This window comes from Klebsiella sp. GG_Kp173 (genome assembly GCF_040062415.1).
Classification (GTDB): domain Bacteria; phylum Pseudomonadota; class Gammaproteobacteria; order Enterobacterales; family Enterobacteriaceae; genus Klebsiella; species Klebsiella quasipneumoniae.
Genome location: NZ_JBEAFZ010000089.1, coordinates 78128 through 97331, shown reverse-complemented (window position 1 = coordinate 97331; position 19204 = coordinate 78128). Strand labels below are relative to the sequence as shown.

18 protein-coding genes and 1 pseudogene are annotated in these 19204 nt (G+C 57.7%); 9 read left to right on the top strand and 10 right to left on the bottom strand.

Annotated elements, in window-relative coordinates; all coding sequences use genetic code 11:
- Positions 1-23: 23 nt before the first annotated feature.
- Positions 24-1466: a pyruvate kinase gene (gene pyk, locus ABLU50_RS25100; protein ID WP_002911440.1), complete on the top strand. Its 1443-nt coding sequence runs from the start codon at positions 24-26 to the stop codon at positions 1464-1466.
- 57 nt (positions 1467-1523) lie between these two features.
- Here the strand turns inward: pyk and ABLU50_RS25095 are convergent.
- Positions 1524-2858: pseudogene (locus ABLU50_RS25095) on the bottom strand (2-hydroxycarboxylate transporter family protein).
- 416 nt (positions 2859-3274) lie between these two features.
- Here ABLU50_RS25095 and ABLU50_RS25090 point away from each other — a divergent pair.
- The 3 genes from ABLU50_RS25090 to dcuR all read left to right on the top strand — a co-directional run bounded on the left by ABLU50_RS25090 (position 3275) and on the right by dcuR (position 6740).
- Entirely contained in the window at positions 3275-4222 is a 948-nt protein-coding gene (locus ABLU50_RS25090) for an AEC family transporter (protein ID WP_004203397.1), read from the top strand.
- Positions 4223-4284: 62 nt separating this feature from the next.
- Positions 4285-5970, top strand: a complete 1686-nt coding sequence (locus tag ABLU50_RS25085) for an NAD-dependent malic enzyme (protein WP_087832167.1) — start codon at positions 4285-4287, stop codon at positions 5968-5970.
- A 53-nt stretch (positions 5971-6023) separates the two neighbouring features.
- The gene (gene dcuR, locus ABLU50_RS25080) at positions 6024-6740 is read left to right on the top strand and encodes a two-component system response regulator DcuR (RefSeq protein ID WP_060656073.1); all 717 of its coding nucleotides are present in this window, start codon (positions 6024-6026) and stop codon (positions 6738-6740) included.
- A gap of 30 nt (positions 6741-6770) precedes the next feature.
- Here dcuR and lpxM read toward each other — a convergent pair whose 3' ends face one another.
- The 3 genes from lpxM to znuA form a co-directional block, all read right to left on the bottom strand.
- Positions 6771-7742, bottom strand: coding sequence for a lauroyl-Kdo(2)-lipid IV(A) myristoyltransferase (lpxM, locus tag ABLU50_RS25075; RefSeq protein WP_017900217.1), 972 nt, complete (start codon positions 7740-7742; stop codon positions 6771-6773).
- A gap of 117 nt (positions 7743-7859) precedes the next feature.
- Positions 7860-9179 (bottom strand): murein DD-endopeptidase MepM, encoded by a 1320-nt coding sequence (mepM, locus tag ABLU50_RS25070; RefSeq protein WP_004203403.1) that lies wholly within the window; start codon positions 9177-9179, stop codon positions 7860-7862.
- A 15-nt stretch (positions 9180-9194) separates the two neighbouring features.
- Entirely contained in the window at positions 9195-10139 is a 945-nt protein-coding gene (znuA, locus tag ABLU50_RS25065; RefSeq protein WP_032431085.1) for a zinc ABC transporter substrate-binding protein ZnuA, read from the bottom strand.
- A gap of 78 nt (positions 10140-10217) precedes the next feature.
- On the opposite strand from znuA, the gene znuC reads away from it, so the two are divergent.
- The gene (gene znuC / locus ABLU50_RS25060; RefSeq protein ID WP_087832214.1) at positions 10218-10970 is read left to right on the top strand and encodes a zinc ABC transporter ATP-binding protein ZnuC; all 753 of its coding nucleotides are present in this window, start codon (positions 10218-10220) and stop codon (positions 10968-10970) included.
- Positions 10970-11755, top strand: coding sequence for a zinc ABC transporter permease subunit ZnuB (gene znuB, locus ABLU50_RS25055; RefSeq protein WP_004212745.1), 786 nt, complete (start codon positions 10970-10972; stop codon positions 11753-11755). The genes znuC and znuB overlap by 1 nt, the downstream gene beginning before the upstream one ends.
- Before the next feature lie 63 nt (positions 11756-11818).
- Here the strand turns inward: znuB and ruvB are convergent, their stop codons facing one another.
- The 6 genes from ruvB to aspS form a co-directional block, all read right to left on the bottom strand.
- A complete protein-coding gene (ruvB, locus tag ABLU50_RS25050; RefSeq protein ID WP_004148860.1) occupies positions 11819-12829 on the bottom strand; it encodes a Holliday junction branch migration DNA helicase RuvB in 1011 nt (336 codons plus the stop codon).
- Between the two features lie 8 nt (positions 12830-12837).
- On the bottom strand, positions 12838-13449 hold the full coding sequence (gene ruvA, locus ABLU50_RS25045) for a Holliday junction branch migration protein RuvA (RefSeq protein WP_002911454.1): 612 nt from the start codon (positions 13447-13449) through the stop codon (positions 12838-12840).
- A gap of 79 nt (positions 13450-13528) precedes the next feature.
- Positions 13529-14050, bottom strand: coding sequence for a crossover junction endodeoxyribonuclease RuvC (gene ruvC, locus ABLU50_RS25040; protein ID WP_004203412.1), 522 nt, complete (start codon positions 14048-14050; stop codon positions 13529-13531).
- A gap of 34 nt (positions 14051-14084) precedes the next feature.
- Entirely contained in the window at positions 14085-14825 is a 741-nt protein-coding gene (locus ABLU50_RS25035) for a YebC/PmpR family DNA-binding transcriptional regulator (RefSeq protein ID WP_002911459.1), read from the bottom strand.
- 27 nt (positions 14826-14852) lie between these two features.
- Positions 14853-15296, bottom strand: a complete 444-nt coding sequence (gene nudB / locus ABLU50_RS25030) for a dihydroneopterin triphosphate diphosphatase (protein WP_002911477.1) — start codon at positions 15294-15296, stop codon at positions 14853-14855.
- A 1-nt stretch (position 15297) separates the two neighbouring features.
- Positions 15298-17085 (bottom strand): aspartate--tRNA ligase, encoded by a 1788-nt coding sequence (gene aspS / locus ABLU50_RS25025; RefSeq protein ID WP_004203416.1) that lies wholly within the window; start codon positions 17083-17085, stop codon positions 15298-15300.
- Between the two features lie 267 nt (positions 17086-17352).
- Here aspS and ABLU50_RS25020 point away from each other — a divergent pair, with 267 nt between their 5' ends.
- Genes ABLU50_RS25020 through ABLU50_RS25010 form a run of 3 tightly spaced genes read left to right on the top strand, consistent with a single transcriptional unit; the run spans position 17353 to position 19182 of the window.
- Positions 17353-17919 (top strand): hydrolase, encoded by a 567-nt coding sequence (locus tag ABLU50_RS25020; protein ID WP_017900220.1) that lies wholly within the window; start codon positions 17353-17355, stop codon positions 17917-17919.
- Positions 17916-18734 carry a DUF72 domain-containing protein gene (locus tag ABLU50_RS25015; RefSeq protein WP_004203419.1) on the top strand — a complete coding sequence of 273 codons (819 nt, stop codon included), beginning with the start codon at positions 17916-17918 and terminating at the stop codon, positions 18732-18734. The genes ABLU50_RS25020 and ABLU50_RS25015 overlap by 4 nt, the downstream gene beginning before the upstream one ends.
- A gap of 52 nt (positions 18735-18786) precedes the next feature.
- Complete coding sequence (locus ABLU50_RS25010) at positions 18787-19182, top strand: MAPEG family protein (RefSeq protein ID WP_004203421.1); 396 nt, start codon at positions 18787-18789, stop codon at positions 19180-19182.
- Positions 19183-19204 lie beyond the last annotated feature (22 nt).

Genomic DNA, 19204 nt, shown 5'->3' with positions numbered 1-19204 from the left:
TGTATCAGTCAACGGAGTATTACATGTCCAGAAGGCTTCGCAGAACCAAAATCGTTACTACCTTAGGCCCGGCAACTGACCGCGATAACAACCTGGAAAAAGTTATCGCCGCGGGCGCAAACGTAGTGCGTATGAACTTCTCTCACGGCACCCCGGAAGATCATCAGCTCCGTGCCGATAAAGTGCGTGAGATTGCGGCAAAACTGGGCCGTCACGTGGCCATCCTCGGCGACCTCCAGGGACCAAAAATTCGCGTATCGACCTTCAAAGAAGGCAAAATTTTCCTCAACGTCGGCGATAAATTCCTGCTCGATGCCAACCTCGGCAAGGGCGAAGGCGATAAAGAGAAAGTCGGAATCGACTATAAAGGTCTGCCGGCGGACGTCGTGCCTGGCGATATCCTGCTGCTCGACGATGGTCGTGTGCAGCTGAAAGTCCTCGAAGTTCAGGGGATGAAAGTCTTCACTGAAGTGACCGTTGGCGGCCCGCTGTCCAATAACAAAGGGATCAACAAGCTCGGCGGCGGCCTGTCTGCCGAAGCGCTGACCGACAAAGACAAGGCCGATATCGTCACCGCCGCTAAAATCGGCGTCGACTATCTCGCCGTCTCCTTCCCGCGCTGCGGCGAAGACCTGAACTACGCCCGTCGCCTGGCGCGCGATGCCGGCTGTGATGCGAAAATCGTCGCCAAAGTCGAGCGTGCGGAAGCCGTCTGCGATCAGGACGCCATGGACGACGTGATCCTCGCCTCCGATGTGGTGATGGTTGCCCGCGGTGACCTTGGCGTCGAAATCGGCGATCCGGAGCTGGTGGGCATCCAGAAAGCGCTGATTCGTCGTGCGCGTCAGCTGAACCGTTCCGTCATTACCGCCACCCAGATGATGGAGTCGATGATCACCAACCCGATGCCGACCCGTGCGGAAGTCATGGACGTGGCCAACGCCGTGCTGGATGGTACCGATGCCGTGATGCTCTCCGCGGAAACCGCTGCCGGTCAATACCCGTCGGAAACCGTGGCCGCGATGGCGCGCGTGTGTCTGGGCGCCGAAAAAATCCCGAGCCTCAACGTCTCCAAACACCGTCTGGACGTCCAGTTCGACAACGTGGAAGAAGCGATTGCCATGTCGGCGATGTATGCCGCCAACCACCTGAAAGGCATCACGGCTATCATCACCATGACCGAATCAGGCCGCACCGCGCTGATGACCTCGCGCATCAGCTCCGGTCTGCCAATTTTCGCTCTGTCCCGCCACGAGCGCACCCTGAACCTGACCGCCCTCTACCGCGGGGTGACGCCGGTGTTCTTCGACAGCCAGAATGACGGAGTGGCCGCTGCGCACGATGCCGTCAATCTGCTGCGGGACAAAGGCTACCTGGTCTCCGGCGATCTGGTGGTTGTTACCCAGGGTGACGTGATGAGCACCATCGGCAGCACCAACACCACGCGTATCCTCACCGTCGAGTAAGCCTCGGTGTCTGCCTGCCAGCGATACGGCTGGCAGGTTTTTTCGCCCTCCGGCAGGCTACACCATCCAGCTCAGCAATAGCGTCGCGGCGATCACCGTCGACGCCCCGCCGATACGCGTCGCAATCTGTGCAAACGGCATCAATCCCATGCGGTTTGAGGCCGAGAGAATGGCCACATCCCCCGTTCCGCCTAACCCGCTGTGGCAGCTGGTGACAATGGCGGCTTCCACAGGATACATATTAAGACGTGAAGCGATAAAGAACCCGCTCAGCGCCATGGCAAAGACAATTGAGCCGCACACCACGACGTAGCCAACGGAGAAGACCGATACCACGCTCTCCAGCGGTACATACAGCATGCCCAGGCCGATCATCAGCGGCCACACCAGCGCGGCGGAGACGAACTTGTAGCAGCTGTGCGCCCCCAGCTCCATCGCCGCCGGGATAACTTTGGTATATTTGCAGAATACCGCCGCCAGAATCATCAGCACCGGCCCCGGAATATGCACCACCTTCTCCAGCAGGCCGCCGACAATGAAAAAGGCGCAAATCATCAGCAACCCGGCGCCCATGAGCTGAAAATCGGTCGGCTGCGTACTCTGATTCTGCGCAAAGACGCTGTTATCTTCATGGCTGCGGATCAGTAGCCCGTTGCCGGACAGCGCCGGGCGACGGGCGCCCATGCGGGCCAGAAAGCCGGCGCAGATAATGGCGAAGATGTTACCCACCACCGCCGCCGGCGCCAGCTGGGCCACGTAGACATCAGGCGTCTGCCCGAGGATCGCCGAATAAGCCAGCGACAACGGCAGGATCCCTTCGCCAATGCCGCCGCCGATAATCGGCACAATGATAAAGAAGAAGGTGTGATACAGACTGTAGCCGAATAAGCTGCCCACCAGCAGGCCGGTGGCGATTGCCCCGCCGGTCCCAACCACCAGCGGGACAAACATGCGCACCATCCCCTAGATCAGAATCGTGCGGTTCATTCCCAGGATACTGCCGACCACCAGGCAGGCGATGACGAAATAGAGGAGATTGGCCTCCTTCATCAGCAAATGCACGGTATCGAGCGTATGCGCTTCAAACACGCCAAAGTAGACCAGCACTGAGGGCATCATCAAACACAAAATCGCCGGACCGCCAATATCTTTTAACACCGGCACCATGCGGCCAATTTTCGCCAGCGCGAACCCCAGGGTCATGATGACCGCCAGTCCGCCAATCATGTTTTTTGGCAACAACCCCGCGCCCGCGGAGAGCGCCACTATCGCGGCGATACCGATAAACAGCGTTAACGGCACAGCGCCGACTTCGATATTGGTGAAAAGTCGAGTCGCTTGCCCGTTCGGCAATGTTTTATCTATCGGTTGGTTGAGTGAATTATTTTTCATATTTTTACCTGAATAATAAAGAGGTCACGTAGGGTCAGGATGCAATATTAAAATTGCGCAGCACTATGAATTCAAAAGCGCTAAACGCCGTATCAACTAAATACACCGAAACGGTAACACAGGACTTTAAAACTAAAAACGACAACCGTATTAACGCTGTCGGCTTTGTGACTGAGCCATAAAGTTTATTTTAAGTAATTTAATTTATTATCACGAAGCTAAAGTTATCGCCCGCTAAAATAATTATTCATGTTAATGCAACCCCATGATTTAATCCTCTTTTCCCTATTTGTAACTAAAGTAGCCAAGGCGAAATTATTTAAAGCCAGATGACTGTGATGGCTATCACCTTTTAAATATTAGGGGATCGTTAGATTGGCAGCACAACAAACCGATAATATATGTCAGGACATTTTATGCCTTCACTGCTCTTGCAATCTCTTTTCCCGTTGGTATTTATCATGCTGCTCGGATGGCTTAGCGGCAAACTCGGCTATACTCGCCGTGAGGACGCATCCGTTCTCGCCACGGTAGTTATCCGCTTTGCGCTTCCTTTTCATCTTTTTATCGGCGCATTACATACCAGCCCGGATAAAATAAAAAACTTCACCTTTATGGCGGTGCTGGTTATCGGTCTGATGGGGTCGTATTTTCTTACGCTACTGATCTCGCGCTATGTTTTTCGTCATGATATTAAAACTAGCGCGATTCAGTCGCTGGTTTGCGCCTTCCCTGATATGGCCTACTTCGGCGCTCCCGTGCTGGCGGTGCTGATAGGTCCGGAGGGCTTTCTCGGGGTGCTTATCGGAAACCTGGTGACCAGCGTGTTGATGATCCCTCTGACCATCATCCTGATCCGCATGGGAGACCAGCCCGGAGACGCTGGGGCTCCCCAGCTCCACGCCGGGCAGTTGATCCTGCAAAACCTGCTGAAAGCCGTGAGAAACCCCATTGTCTGGATCCCCATTTCCGGAGTACTGCTCAGCCTGGCCGGGATCCAGCTGCCGCATCTGCTCAGCGTACCCGTTGAAATGGTGGGTAAAATCGCCGGCGGTCTGTCACTCTTCGCCCTTGGGCTGCTGTTTTACGGTGAACGTCCGACGGTCAATATTCAAACCTGCACCAACATCAGTATTAAAAACCTGATCCAGCCGGCCATGATGGCGCTGGCCGGGCTAGCCTTTGGGCTCAGTCATACCCTGATGCAACAGGTTATTATCATCGGCGCGACGCCTTCCGCTATCGCGGCAGGGATGTTTGCCCTGCGCAGCGATACCTATATTGAACCCGCCTCATCTTCTATTTTGCTGGGCACCGCCATCGGCGTGGTCACCGAAGGCGTCATGATTTATCTCATTTCGTAATCACGGAAATAAAATACCTAGACATCAGGCAATGTTTTAATTTTATATTCAGGAGTCATGTCATGTTAGCCACAGAAACCTTATACACCCCCTATAATGGTGCCGTCCTGCTGGAAAACCCGTTATTAAATAAAGGCCTCGCGTTTACAGAAAGCGAACGCACAGCGTTTAATCTTCAGGGACTGTTACCGCACAATGTGGAAACCATTGAAGAACAAACCGAGCGCGCATGGGGCCAGTTTTGCCAGTTCAAAAAAAGTATTTCGCGCCATATTTATCTAAGAAATATTCAGGACACCAACGAGACGTTATTCTATAACCTGCTGCGCAGCCATATGAAAGAGACGCTGCCGATTATTTATACCCCGACGGTGGGTGAAGCATGCGAACATTTTTCAGAAATATATCGCCGAGGACGCGGCCTGTTCATCTCCTGGCCCAATCGTCACCATATTGACGAGATGCTGCAGGGATTTTCCCGCAACGATATCAAAGTCATCGTGGTGACCGATGGCGAGCGTATTCTGGGGCTGGGCGACCAGGGGATTGGCGGGATGGGGATCCCCATCGGCAAACTCTCGTTATATACCGCCTGCGGGGGTATTCATCCGGCATCAACGCTGCCCATTATGTTAGATGTCGGTACCAACAATCCGCAGCATCTGGAAGATCCGCTGTATATGGGCTGGCGACATCCGCGCATCAGCGACGAGCAATACCTGGAGTTTATGGACATGTTTGTCCATGCCGTTCAACAGCGCTGGCCGAATGTCTTGCTCCAGTTTGAAGATTTTGCCCAAAAAAATGCCACGCGACTGCTCAACCGCTATCGACACCAGCTGTGTTGTTTTAACGATGATATTCAGGGAACCGCCGCCGTGACATCGGGGACGCTGATCGCCGCCGCTGCCGCCGCCGGGACGCCGCTCCGCGATCAGCGGGTGGTTTTCCTTGGCGGCGGTTCGGCCGGATGCGGCATTGCGGAAAAAATCATTGCGCTGATGGTGGATGATGGGCTCTCAGAGACGGAAGCACGCCGACGCATCTTTATGGTTGACCGCTTTGGTCTGCTGATTGATGAGATGCCTAATCTGCTCGATTTTCAGCGCGAGCTGGTCACCCCCCGAGCCAGTATCGCCCACTGGGATACCGAGGCGGCCCAGCTGTCGCTGATGGATGTCGTACGCAACGTCCACCCTACCGTGCTGATCGGCGTGTCAGGCCAGCCGGGGCTGTTTAGCGAAGAGATAGTGAAAGAGATGCATCGGCACTGCCCGCGTCCGATTATTATGCCGCTCTCTAACCCCACCTCCCGGGCCGAGGCCCAGCCGAAGGATCTGCTGGAGTGGACTCGGGGTAGCGCGCTTATCGCCACCGGCAGCCCGTTCGACCCCGTCTTCTATGACGGCAAAACCTACGACATCGCCCAGTGCAATAACGCCTATATTTTCCCCGGTCTGGGGCTGGGGATCCTTGCCAGTAAAGCCGAGCGCGTCACCGAAGCAATGCTTATCACCTGCAGTAAAACGCTGGCCGCCCACTCGCCTCTGGCGACCCGCGAAACCGGCGGGTTGCTGCCGCCGGTAGAAGAGATCGAAATGATTTCCCGGGCCATTGCCGCTGATGTCGCCCGCGCGGCTCAGCAGGACGGCGTAGCGCCGCAGATTGACGAGGTGCAACTGGCGGCGAATATCGATAAAACCTTCTGGCGAGCGCGCTACACCGCGTATAAACGTTCGTCATTGTGATCGCTCATCTCGCGGGAAGCCGGCAGGCTTCCCGCCACTCGGGGGAACCGCTCATGTTCAATGTGCTAATTGTCGATGATGATCCCATGGTGGCCGAACTGAACCAGTTATTTATCAGCCGGATAGCTGATTTTCACTGCTGCGGAGTAGCGGCGACGATCGCCGACGCCAAAGCGATGCTAAGCCATCTGGCGCAGGTCGATCTGCTGCTGCTGGATGTCTATATGCACCAGGAGAGTGGCCTGGACCTGCTACCGGCGCTTCGCGCTGAGGGGCGGAATATTGACGTCATCATGATGACGTCCGCCGCCGATGCGCTCACCGTCCAGACGGCACTGCGCTATGGCGTGGTTGATTACCTGATTAAACCGTTTCAGTTTTCGCGCTTTGAGGAGGCGCTGCGGACCTGGCGCAATAAACGCGATGCGAAGCAAGCGAAATCCTGCTACGCCCAGGCGGATATCGATACCCTGCTACGCCGCGGGGTTCTGCAACAGGACGGTCCCCGCCGCTTGCCGAAAGGGCTGACGCCGCAAACGCTTCGCCTGGTGTGCCGGTGGATAATCGCGCATCAGGCGCGGGATTTTTCAACCAATGAGCTGGCGGCGGCGCTGCAGATCTCCCGAGTATCGTGCCGCAAATACCTGATCTGGCTTGAGCAGATCAACGTGCTCTTCACCAGCAATCACTACGGCATCACCGGCCGCCCGGAGTATCGCTACCGGCTTGTGGCCGAGAGCGTGATGTTGCTGACGCAATATAGCCAGTGAGCCTGGAATGCCCACTGGCGCGCTTGCAGTCTACTTCTTAGGGTACAGCTCTTTGCGTTTGTAGGGCTCGATTTCACCCGGTTTGCGAGTCTTCAGCAGCTTCAGGATCCAGGTGTACTGCTCGGTGTGCGGCGTAACAAACACCTCCACCTCTTCGTTCATCCGCCGGGCGATTGTTGTATCGTCAGCGTCCAGCAGATCGTCCATCGGCGGGCGCACCAGCACCGTCAGGCGATGCGTCTTGCCATCATAGACCGGGAACAGCGGAACGACGCGGGCGCGGCATACCTTCATTAAGCGGCCAATCGCCGGCAGGGTGGCCTTATAGGTAGCGAAGAAATCCACAAACTCGCTGTGCTCGGCGCCGTGATCCTGATCGGGCAAATAGTAGCCCCAGTAGCCCTGGCGCACCGACTGAATAAACGGTTTGATCCCGTCGTTGCGCGCGTGCATCCGTCCGCCAAAACGACGACGCACGGTATTCCACACGTAATCGAAGACCGGGTTGCCCTGGTTGTGGAACATCGCCGCCATCTTCTGCCCACCGGAGGCCATCAGCATCGCCGGGATATCCACACCCCATGCATGCGGGACGAGGAAAATCACCTTCTCGTTATTGCGCTGCAGCTCGTCGATGATCGCTTTACCCTGCCAGTCGACGCGGGCGAGAATTTTCTGCGGATCGCGCAGACCCAGCTCGGCCATCATCACCATCGCCTGCGGCGCCGAGGCGTACATGGCGTCGATGATCGCTTCCCGCTCGTGCTCACTTTTTTCCGGGAAGCAATACAGCAAATTAATCTGCGCCCGGCGGCGCGAGCTTTTCGCCAGACGCCCGACCAGACGACCGAGTTTGCCGAGGAGCGGATCGCGGAAGGATGGCGGCGTCAGCGCAATACCGGCGAAGGCAAAAACACCCAGCCAGGCGCCCCAGTAGCGCGGCAGTAAAAAAGATTTTTCAAACTTAGGGATAAACTCAATATTATTTTTTTTCGTTTCCATGCCCAATCCGCAGATCGACTGCTTAATCAAGATAATGGGATAGTGTAGCGAGACGTTGGGTATCCTACAAAAGAAAAAGCCGGCGCCCTGGGGCACCGGCTTTCCACTGACCGGTGGTTAGTCAAACCGCAGCTGCGGAACGACCTCTTTGACCTGCGCCAGATAATCGGTACGGTCGGAACCGCTCAGCCCTTCGGTACGCGGCAGTTTCGCCGTCAGCGGGTTGACCGCCTGCTGGTTGATCCACACTTCGTAGTGCAGGTGCGGCCCGGTAGAGCGTCCGGTATTCCCCGATAGCGCAATACGATCGCCGCGCTTCACTTTCTGCCCCGGCTTCACCAGCAGTTTACGCAGGTGCATGTAGCGAGTGGTATAGGTACGGCCGTGGCGGATCGCCACGTAATACCCGGCGGCGCCGCTGCGCTTGGCCACCACCACTTCGCCATCGCCCACTGCCAGCACCGGCGTTCCCTGCGGCATCGCAAAATCGACGCCACGGTGCGGCGCGACGCGCCCGGTGACCGGATTCAGACGACGCGGGTTAAAATTAGAGGAGACGCGGAACTGACGCGCCGTCGGGAAGCGCATAAAGCCTTTCGCCAGCCCTGTCCCGTTGCGGTCGTAAAATTTACCGTCTTCGGCACGGATGGCAAAGTAGTCCTTCCCGTCGGAGCGCAGACGCACGCCGAGCAGCTGGCTTTGCTCGCGTTTGCCGTCAAGCATTTCGCGGGACATCAATACCGAGAACTCATCGCCTTTCTTCAGCTTACGGAAATCCATCTGCCACTGCATGGCCTTGATCACCGCGCTGATTTCCGTGCTGGTCAGCCCGGCATCGCGCGCGCTTGAGACAAAGCTGGCGCCGACGGTGCCCTTCAGCACGCTGTTGACCCAGTCGCCTTTCTGCAGCTCGCTGCTCATTTTAAAGCCGTTATCCACGCGGGTGTAGGTGCGGGTTTCGCGGCGGGACATCTCCCAGGTCAGACTCTGCAGATCGCCGTCGGCGGTCAGGGTCCAGGAGAGCTGCTGGCCAATCTTCAGATTACGCAGCTCTTTATCGGCGGAGGAGAGCTGGGCGATATCACCCATATCGATACCGTACTGATTCAGGATGCTGCTGAGGGTATCGCCGGTCGACACCACGTATTCGTGCCCGCCGGCATCGCTATCGGCTTTTTCGTCGAGTTCATCCTGAGGAATGGCTTCTTCTTCCTGCGGGGCCTGATCGATCGGCTCGGAGGCTTCCGGCAGCAGGGAGCGGATCTCGCTTTTTTCCAGCTCAATGGTTCTGACGATGGGGGCGGATTCCGGGTGGTAAATGTAGGGTCGCCAGACGGCGACCGCTAAGGTAAGAACGCTAAGCGACCCCAGCATAACGCGATGAGGTCGTGGCAGATTGTTAAATGCCTGAGTGACAGCGCGGGCTATCTGTTGCACGTATTCACTTCCTCGTTAATCTCCTTTCAGGCAGCTCGAATACTGATTCGCCAGTTGGGTGAGGAATTGCGGGTAACTCGCTTTACCCAGCTTAATTCCGCTACCCAGTGGATCCAGGGTCCCCATGCGCACAGACGTGCCCCGGGCAACAGCTTCGATAACCGCTGGCCTGAACTGTGGCTCAGCAAAAACGCAAGTGGCTTTCTGCTCAACCAGTTGTGTTCTGATTTCGTGTAAACGCTGCGCACCAGGCTGTATTTCAGGATTGACGGTAAAATGCCCCAGCGAGGTTAAACCGTAGTGTTTTTCAAAGTAACCGTAGGCGTCATGAAAAACGAAATAACCCTTTCCTTTCAGCGGTGCCAGCTCATTGCTAACCTGCTTGTCGGTCGCCGCCAGCGCGGCCTCGAACTGCTGCAGGTTGCTGTCGAGTTTGGCTCGACTCTGCGGCATAAGTTCCAATAATTTATCGTGGATTGCAACCGCCGAAAGCCGCGCTATCTCTGGGGATAACCACAGATGCATATTGTAGATACCGTGATGGTGATCGCCGTCACTTTTTTCCGCTGCGCCATGGTCATGACCATGATGATCGTCATCATCGTCAGCGCCGGCGATCAGCAGCGGTTTGACCCCATCCAGCTCTGCGATGGTCACCTTTTTATTCGCCGCAATGCTTTGCGTCGACTTATCCATAAAGGCTTCCATTTCCGGACCGATCCACACCACTAAGTCTGCGTTCTGTAAGCGTTTTACATCGGAAGGACGCAGGGAATAATCATGCTCAGAGGCACCATCGGGCAGCAGCACCTGGGTGTCGGTGACCCCATCTGCGATGGCTGCTGCGATAAAGCCCAGCGGTTTCATGGAAGTCACCACGGCGGCGCTGGCCTGCGGTACCTGTGCGAACAAAAAAACAGCGCTAAGTCCAGCGCAAAGAAGCGTATTTTTATGTAACATAATGCGTCTAGTCATCGAAACGAGTGAGTGTGATGTGATATTATAACATTCACTAGCTTGTGCAACCCCAAAATGATTATGACAAACCTTGTAACGCTGGAAAATGTCTCGGTGGCCTTTGGCCAACGCCGCGTGCTGTCTGACATCTCGCTGGCTCTCACGCCAGGCAAAATATTAACCCTGCTGGGGCCCAACGGCGCCGGTAAATCGACGCTCGTGCGGGTGGTTCTCGGGCTGGTAGCACCGACAGAGGGTGTTATCAAGCGCGAAGAACGCCTGCGGATCGGCTATGTACCGCAGAAACTGCATCTGGACGCCACGCTGCCGCTGACCGTCAGCCGCTTCCTGCGTTTACGTCCGGGCACCCGCAAAGACGACATCCTGCCGGCGCTGAAGCGCGTGCAGGCCGGGCATCTGATCGACGCGCCGATGCAAAAACTTTCCGGCGGCGAAACCCAGCGCGTGCTGCTGTCCCGCGCCCTGCTCAATCGTCCGCAGCTGCTGGTGCTGGATGAACCGACCCAGGGCGTCGACGTCAATGGCCAGGTGGCGCTCTACGATCTTATCGACCAGCTGCGCCATGAGCTGGACTGCGCGGTGCTGATGGTCTCCCACGACCTGCATCTGGTGATGGCCAAAACCGACGAGGTATTGTGCCTGAACCAGCATATCTGCTGCTCTGGCGCACCGGAAGTCGTCTCGATGCATCCGGAGTTTATCTCCATGTTCGGCCCGCGCGGCGCGGAACAGCTGGGGATCTACCGCCATCACCATAATCACCGCCACGATCTTCAGGGGCGAATTGTATTGCGTCGGGGAAACAGCCGCTAATGATTGAACTTCTCTTACCTGGCTGGCTGGCCGGGATGATGCTGGCCTGCGCCGCCGGCCCGCTGGGCTCCTTTGTGGTCTGGCGCCGCATGTCCTATTTCGGCGATACGCTGGCGCATGCGTCGCTACTCGGCGTCGCTTTCGGTTTACTGCTTAACGTCAATCCGTTTTATGCGGTGATCGCCGTGACCCTGCTGCTGGCCGGCGGGCTGGTATGGCTGGAAAAACGGCCGCATCTGGCGATTGATACCCTGCTGGGCATCATGGCGCATAGCGCGCTGTCCCTTGGGCTGGTGGTGGTCAGTCTGATGTCTAACGTCCGCGTCGATTTGATGGCGTACCTGTTCGGCGATCTGCTGGCGGTCACGCCGCAGGATCTGATCGCCATTGCTATTGGCGTGGTGATTGTGATTGGCATTCTTCTCTGGCAGTGGCGGAATCTGCTGGCGATGACCATCAGTCCGGACCTGGCGTTTGTCGATGGCGTGAAGCTGCAGCGGGTCAAGCTGCTGTTGATGCTGGTCACCGCCCTGACTATCGGCGTGGCGATGAAGTTCGTCGGGGCGCTGATCATCACTTCTCTGCTGATTATCCCGGCCGCTACCGCCCGCCGTTTTGCCCGCACGCCGGAGCAGATGGCCGCCGTGGCGGTGGGCGTGGGCATGCTGGCCGTCACCGGCGGGTTAACTTTCTCAGCTTTCTACGACACGCCGGCCGGGCCGTCGGTGGTGCTGTGCGCTGCGGTGCTGTTTATTCTCAGCATGACGAAAAAAGCCGCCAGCTAAAAGTGAAAAAGCCCGGTCGCGCTGCTGACCGGGCTTCACCATGAACGGCTCAACCACAACGCGCTACGGCATTTCCGGCGGCGTAATCCCGAAATGGTTCCAGGCGCGCACCGTCGCCATTCTTCCCCGCGGCGTACGCTGTAGAAAACCCTGCTGAATTAAGTAGGGCTCCAGCACATCTTCAATGGTTTCCCGCTCTTCGCCAATCGCGGCGGCGAGGTTATCCAGCCCCACCGGCCCGCCGAAGAACTTATCTATTACCGCCAGCAGCAGCTTGCGGTCCATATAGTCGAACCCTTCCGCATCGACGTTGAGCATATCCAGCGCCTGGGCGGCAATGTCGGCGGAAATGGTGCCGTCGTGGCGCACTTCCGCGAAGTCACGCACCCGGCGCAGCAGACGGTTGGCAATACGCGGCGTGCCGCGTGAACGGCGGGCCACTTCCAGCGCGCCCTCGTCGCTCATCTCCAGCCCCATATGGCGGGCGCTGCGGCTGACAATATGCTGCAGATCGGGGATCTGATAGAACTCCAGACGCTGCACGATGCCAAAGCGGTCGCGCAGCGGCGAGGTCAACGAACCGGCCCGGGTGGTGGCGCCGATCAGGGTAAACGGCGGCAGGTCGATTTTAATCGAGCGCGCCGCCGGCCCTTCGCCAATCATGATATCCAGCTGGTAGTCTTCCATTGCCGGATAGAGCACCTCTTCCACCACCGGCGAGAGGCGATGGATCTCATCGATAAACAGCACATCGTGCGGTTCGAGGTTGGTGAGCATCGCGGCGAGATCGCCCGCTTTCTCCAGCACCGGGCCGGAGGTGGTACGCAGATTAACCCCCATTTCATTGGCGACGATATTGGCCAGGGTGGTTTTCCCCAACCCTGGCGGGCCAAAAATCAGCAGGTGATCGAGGGCGTCGCCGCGCAGCTTCGCCGCCTGGATAAAGATCTCCATCTGCGAACGCACCTGCGGCTGGCCGACATACTCTGCCAGCAATTTTGGGCGGATGGCGCGGTCAGCGGCCTCTTCGAAGCCGCTGCTGTCTGCCGATACCAGCCGGTCTGCTTCAATCATCCCTTACCTCACAACGCGGCGCGCAGCGCTTCGCGGATTAGCGTTTCACTGTTGGCGTCCGGACGCGCGATCTTGCTGACCATCCGGCTGGCCTCCTGCGGTTTATAGCCCAACGCGACCAGCGCGGCAACCGCTTCCTGCTCGGCATCGTCCGCCGTCGGGCCTGCCGGCGAGGTTAGCACCAGATCGGCCGCCGGGGTGAACAGATCGCCGTGCAGCCCTTTGAAGCGGTCTTTCATCTCGACGATCAGGCGTTCAGCGGTTTTTTTACCAATCCCCGGCAGCTTCACCAGCGAGGCGACCTCTTCCCGCTCAACGGCGTTGACGAACTGCTGCGCCGACATGCCGGAGAGGATCGCCAGCGCCAGCTTTGGCCCTACGCCGTTGGTTTTAATCAACTCTTTAAACAGGGTACGCTCCTGTTTATTGTTAAACCCATACAGCAGCTGGGCATCTTCACGCACCACAAAGTGGGTGAAGACAATCGCCTCCTGCCCGGCCTCCGGCAGCTCATAAAAGCAGGTCATTGGCATGTGCACTTCATAGCCGACGCCCGCCGTTTCCAGCAACACCAGCGGGGGTTGTTTTTCGAGAATGATGCCTCTGAGTCTGCCTATCACGTGGGGCTCCTGCGTTATGGTCTAAGTATCTGGCGGTATCATAAAAAAAGGCTGGATAGATATCCAGCCTGATTTGCGATTATCGTAAGCGCCCTCGCGCCAGATTGAGCCGGGTCTCGCTGATCTGAGCGGCATTCTGGCTGACATGGCAATGGGTGATGGCGATCGCCAGCGCATCCGCCGCATCCGCCTGCGGATTGGCAGGCAGCTTGAGCAAAGTGCGCACCATGTGCTGGACCTGACTCTTTTCAGCGCTGCCAATGCCGACAACCGTCTGCTTAACCTGGCGGGCGGCGTATTCAAACACCGGTAGCGACTGATTGGTCGCCGCCACGATCGCCACCCCGCGCGCCTGCCCGAGCTTTAACGCCGAGTCGGCATTCTTGGCCATAAAGACCTGCTCAATGGCGAAAAAGTCAGGCTGGAACTGGGTGATGATCTCCGTCACCCCGGCGTAGATCAGCTTCAGCCGCGACGGCAGATCGTCCACTTTGGTGCGGATACAGCCGCTGCCAAGGTAGCTCAGCTGCCGGCCGACCTGACGGATCACGCCATAACCGGTAACGCGCGACCCCGGGTCAATGCCGAGAATAATAGCCATCACGCGCCTCCGGTGAACCGTGGATGCGGCTGCATCACAGGGTGGCTGCGACCTCGTCGGAGATCTCGCCGTTATGGTACACTTCCTGCACGTCGTCGCAGTCTTCGAGCATATCGATCAGACGCAGCAGCTTCGGCGCCGTCTCGGCATCCATATCCGCTTTGGTGGACGGGATCATCGAGACTTCAGCAGCGTCGGCTTTCAGGCCAGCGGCTTCCAGGGCGTCGCGCACGGCGCCCATCTCTTCCCATGCGGTGTAGACGTCGATCGCGCCGTCGTCATAGGTCACCACGTCTTCAGCGCCAGCTTCCAGCGCCGCTTCCATGATAGTGTCTTCATCGCCTTTCTCGAAGGAGATGACGCCTTTTTTGCTGAACAGGTAGGAGACAGAACCGTCGGTGCCGAGGTTACCACCGGTTTTAGTGAAGGCGTGACGCACTTCCGCAACGGTACGGTTACGGTTGTCGGACAGACATTCCACCATCACCGCGGTGCCGCCAGGGCCATAGCCTTCGTAAATGATGGTTTCCATGTTCGCGTCTTCATCGCCGCCGACGCCGCGCGCGATGGCGCGGTTCAGGGTGTCGCGGGTCATGTTGTTAGACAGCGCTTTATCCACCGCCGCACGCAGACGCGGGTTGGACGCCGGATCGCCGCCGCCCAGACGCGCTGCGGTAACCAGTTCGCGAATGATTTTCGTAAAGATTTTACCGCGCTTGGCATCCTGTGCCGCTTTGCGGTGTTTGGTGTTGGCCCATTTACTATGACCTGCCATAAAAAACTCTCCAAAAAGCGCGCCCTTTCAGGCGGCGTTAATTACAAATTCTTCAATCGCCTGCCGGTTGCTCCACGACTTGGTCAGCGCAGCGGCTTCCGTCGCGCTGACCCAGCGGTAGGCCAGATGTTCGGTAAAGGTAATTTCCCGCTCATGAGGCAGCGCAAGACAGAACCAGAATTCCGTATTTCGCTCCACTCCCGGCGCATAGCGATGACGCAAATGAGAAAAGATCTCAAACTCCACCGTGCGCTGACAGTCGATTAAGGTCAGTTGCTCGCAGGCAACGTCAATGGCGACCTCTTCCTTTACTTCACGCGCGGCAGCCTGCAGCGCGGTCTCTCCTGCTTCCAGGCTGCCGGTGACCGACTGCCAGAACGCGGGATCGTCGCGCCGCTGCAACATCAGCACCCGTTTCGTATCTTCGGCGTAAATCACCACCAGCACCGAAACGGGCAGCTTAAATGACATATTACTTGTTCTCCAGAGACGCTTTTGCCTCTTTCTCCACAACCTGAATACCCAGTTCACCGAGCGCCGCCGGATTGGCGAAGCTTGGCGCTTCGGTCATCAGGCAGGCGGCCGCGGTGGTTTTCGGGAAAGCGATAACGTCGCGGATGTTATCGGTACCGGTCAGCAGCATGGTCAGACGGTCAAGACCGAACGCCAGGCCCGCATGCGGCGGGGTACCGTATTTCAGCGCATCGAGCAGGAAGCCGAATTTCTCACGCTGCTCTTGCTCGTTAATACCCAGAATACCAAATACCGTCTGCTGCATGTCGCCGCGGTGGATACGCACCGAACCGCCGCCGACTTCATAACCGTTAATCACCATATCGTAGGCGTTGGCCACGGCCTCTTCCGGCGCGGCTTTCAGCTCGTCCGCCGTCATATCTTTCGGCGAGGTGAACGGATGGTGCATCGCCGTCAGGCCGCCTTCGCCGTCGTCTTCGAACATCGGGAAGTCGATCACCCACAGCGGCGCCCATTTGCTCTCGTCAGTCAGGCTCAGGTCTTTACCCAGCTTCAGACGCAGCGCGCCCAGCGCGTCGGCCACCACTTTCTTATTATCGGCGCCGAAGAAGATCATGTCTCCGTCCTGCGCACCGGTGCGGTCAAGGATCGCTTCCACGATTTCAGCGGTCAGGAATTTGGCCACCGGGCTGTTGATCCCGTCCATGCCTTTGGCACGCTCGGTCACTTTAATATAGGCCAGCCCCTTCGCGCCGTAGATCTTCACAAAGTTGCCGTATTCGTCAATCAGCTTGCGGGTCAGAGAAGCCCCGCCCGGAACGCGCAGCGCCGCCACGCGCCCTTTCGGATCGTTGGCCGGGCCGGCAAAGACCGCGAACTCCACCGATTTCAGCAGGTCGGCGACGTCCACCAGCTCCATCGGGTTACGCAGATCCGGTTTATCGGAACCGTAGCGACGTTCGGCTTCGGCGAAGGTCATGATCGGGAAATCGCCCAGGTCGACGCCTTTAATCTCCAGCCACAGCTGACGCACCATCGCTTCCATGATCTCACGCACCTGCGGCGCGGTCATAAAGGAGGTTTCCACGTCGATCTGGGTAAATTCAGGCTGACGGTCGGCACGCAGGTCTTCATCGCGGAAGCATTTGACGATCTGATAGTAGCGGTCGAAGCCGGACATCATCAGCAGCTGTTTAAACAGCTGAGGCGACTGCGGCAGCGCGTAGAATTTGCCTTTATGCACGCGGGAAGGCACGAGGTAATCGCGGGCGCCTTCCGGGGTAGCTTTGGTCAGCATCGGGGTTTCGATGTCGAGGAAGCCATGGTCATCCATAAAGCGGCGCACAAAGCTGGTGATTTTCGCGCGGGTCTTCAGACGCTGCGCCATTTCCGGACGACGCAGGTCGAGGTAGCGGTATTTCAGACGCGCTTCTTCGGTGTTGACGTGATTGGAGTCCAGCGGCAGCGATTCTGAGCGGTTAATGATCGTCAGATCGGAAGCCAGCACTTCGATAGCGCCGGTGGCCATGTCCGCGTTGATGTTTTTCTCTTCACGCGCGCGAACGGTGCCAGTGACCTGAATGCAGAACTCATTACGCAGTTCAGAGGCTAACTTCAACGCATCCGCACGATCCGGATCGAAAAACACCTGAACGATGCCTTCGCGGTCGCGCATATCGATAAAAATGAGGCTACCGAGATCGCGACGGCGGTTGACCCAACCACACAGAGTCACCTGCTGCCCAACGTGGGACTGTCGAAGCTGTCCGCAATATTCTGTACGCATGAGATATCCCTTAACTTAGCCGTCGGCGGATTGTCGTCTGCCCTGCAGGCGACGAGGTCGCAGCTTTAGCTGATGTCACAACTGAATGAAAAAAGGCGGCTATTATACTGGAAATTCTGTCGTTCGATAAGTCCGACGCACGATGTACGCTGCTTTGCTGCGCGCTTAACGTCCACACTCACATAAATTAACAAAATTTGTTACCCTTTTGCTGAAGCCGCAAAGGTATTGTAGCCGCCTGACAACAGATGAAGATACGGGGATACCATGTTAGAACTCAATGCGAAAAACACGGCGCTGGTGGTGATCGATCTGCAGGAAGGCATTCTGCCTTTCGCCGGCGGCCCACATCGGGCTGACGAGGTGGTGGCGCGCGCCGCTCGCCTGGCAGACAAATGCCGGCAACAGGGTTCACCGGTGATCATGGTCCGCGTCGGCTGGTCGGCCGATTTCGCCGAAGCGCTGAAACAGCCTGTCGACGCTCAGGCCGGGGCGCATACGCTGCCTGAGAACTGGTGGGCCTATCCGGCCGCGCTGGGTAAACAAGAGCGCGATATCGAAGTGACCAAACGCCAGTGGGGCGCGTTCTATGGCACCGACCTTGAGCTTCAGCTGCGCCGCCGCGGTATCGACACCATTATTCTCTGCGGCATCTCCACCAACATCGGTGTCGAATCCACCGCCCGCAACGCCTGGGAGCTGGGCTTTAACCTGGTCATCGCCGAAGATGCCTGCAGCGCCGCCTCCGCCGAGCAGCATCAGGGCAGCATGACGCATATTTTCCCGCGCATCGGCCGCGTGCGCAGCACCGAGGAGATCCTCGCCGCGTTATGATTTATATTGGGCTTCCCCAGTGGTCGCACCCGAAATGGGTGCGCCTTGGCATCACCAGCCTTGAAGAGTACGCCCGCCATTTTAACTGCGTGGAGGGCAACACCACCCTGTATGCGCTGCCCAAGCCGGAGATTGTCGCCCGCTGGTACGAGCAGACCCACGATGACTTCCGCTTCTGCTTTAAATTCCCGGCGACTATCTCGCACCAGGCCGCCCTGCGCCATTGCGACGAGTTAAGTAGTGAATTCTTCACCCGCCTGGCGCCGCTGGCCTCGCGCATCGGCCAGTACTGGCTGCAGCTGCCGGCGACCTTTGGTCCTCGCGATCTGCCCGCGCTATGGCACTTTCTCGATGGGCTACCGAAGGATTTCACCTACGGCGTCGAAGTTCGTCACCCCGAGTTCTTCGCCAAAGGGGAAGCGGAACAGCAGCTCAACCGCGGGCTGCACCAGCGCAACGTCAACCGCGTGATCCTCGACAGCCGCCCGGTCCACAGCGCCGCGGCCACCAGTCCGGCGATGATCGACGCGCAACAAAAGAAACCGAAGGTGCCGGTGCATGCAGTGATGACCGCCCGGCAGCCAATGGTGCGCTTTATTGGCGGCGACGATATGGTCCATAATCGGGAACTGTTTCGCGTCTGGCTGCAGACGCTGCCGAAATGGCATCAGTCGGGGACGCCGTGGCTGTTCCTCCATACCCCCGACATTGCTTACGCGCCGGCGCTGGTGGATACCCTGTGGGGCGATCTGCGCGCTGCCCTGCCGGCGCTAGGAAATGCGCCGTCGATTCCGCAGCAATCTTCTCTTTTCTGATATCCTGCTATCATATCCGGAGCCATCTGCCAGAGTTAAAGGGAGTTTTCGTATGGTCAGCGCGCTGTATGCCGTTTTAGGTGCGTTATTGTTAGTGAAGTTCTCATTTGACGTGGTGCGTTTGCGCACCCAATACCATGTAGGCTATGGCGACGGCGGCTTCAGCGAGCTGCAGGTCGCCATCCGCGTTCACGGCAATGCCGTCGAATATGTGCCGATTGGCCTCATTTTGCTGTTATTTATGGAGATGAACGGCGCCCAGACCTGGATGGTGCACGTTTGCGGCATTTTATTGATCCTCGGACGACTGATGCACTCCTGGGGTTTTCATCACCGTGTCTACCACTGGCGCCGCTCCGGCATGAGCGCCACCTGGTGCGCGTTGTTGCTGATGGTGCTGGCCAATCTCTGGTATATGCCCTGGGAGTTGGTTTTCTCCCTCCGTTAGCGCACAATACGCCGTTTTCGTT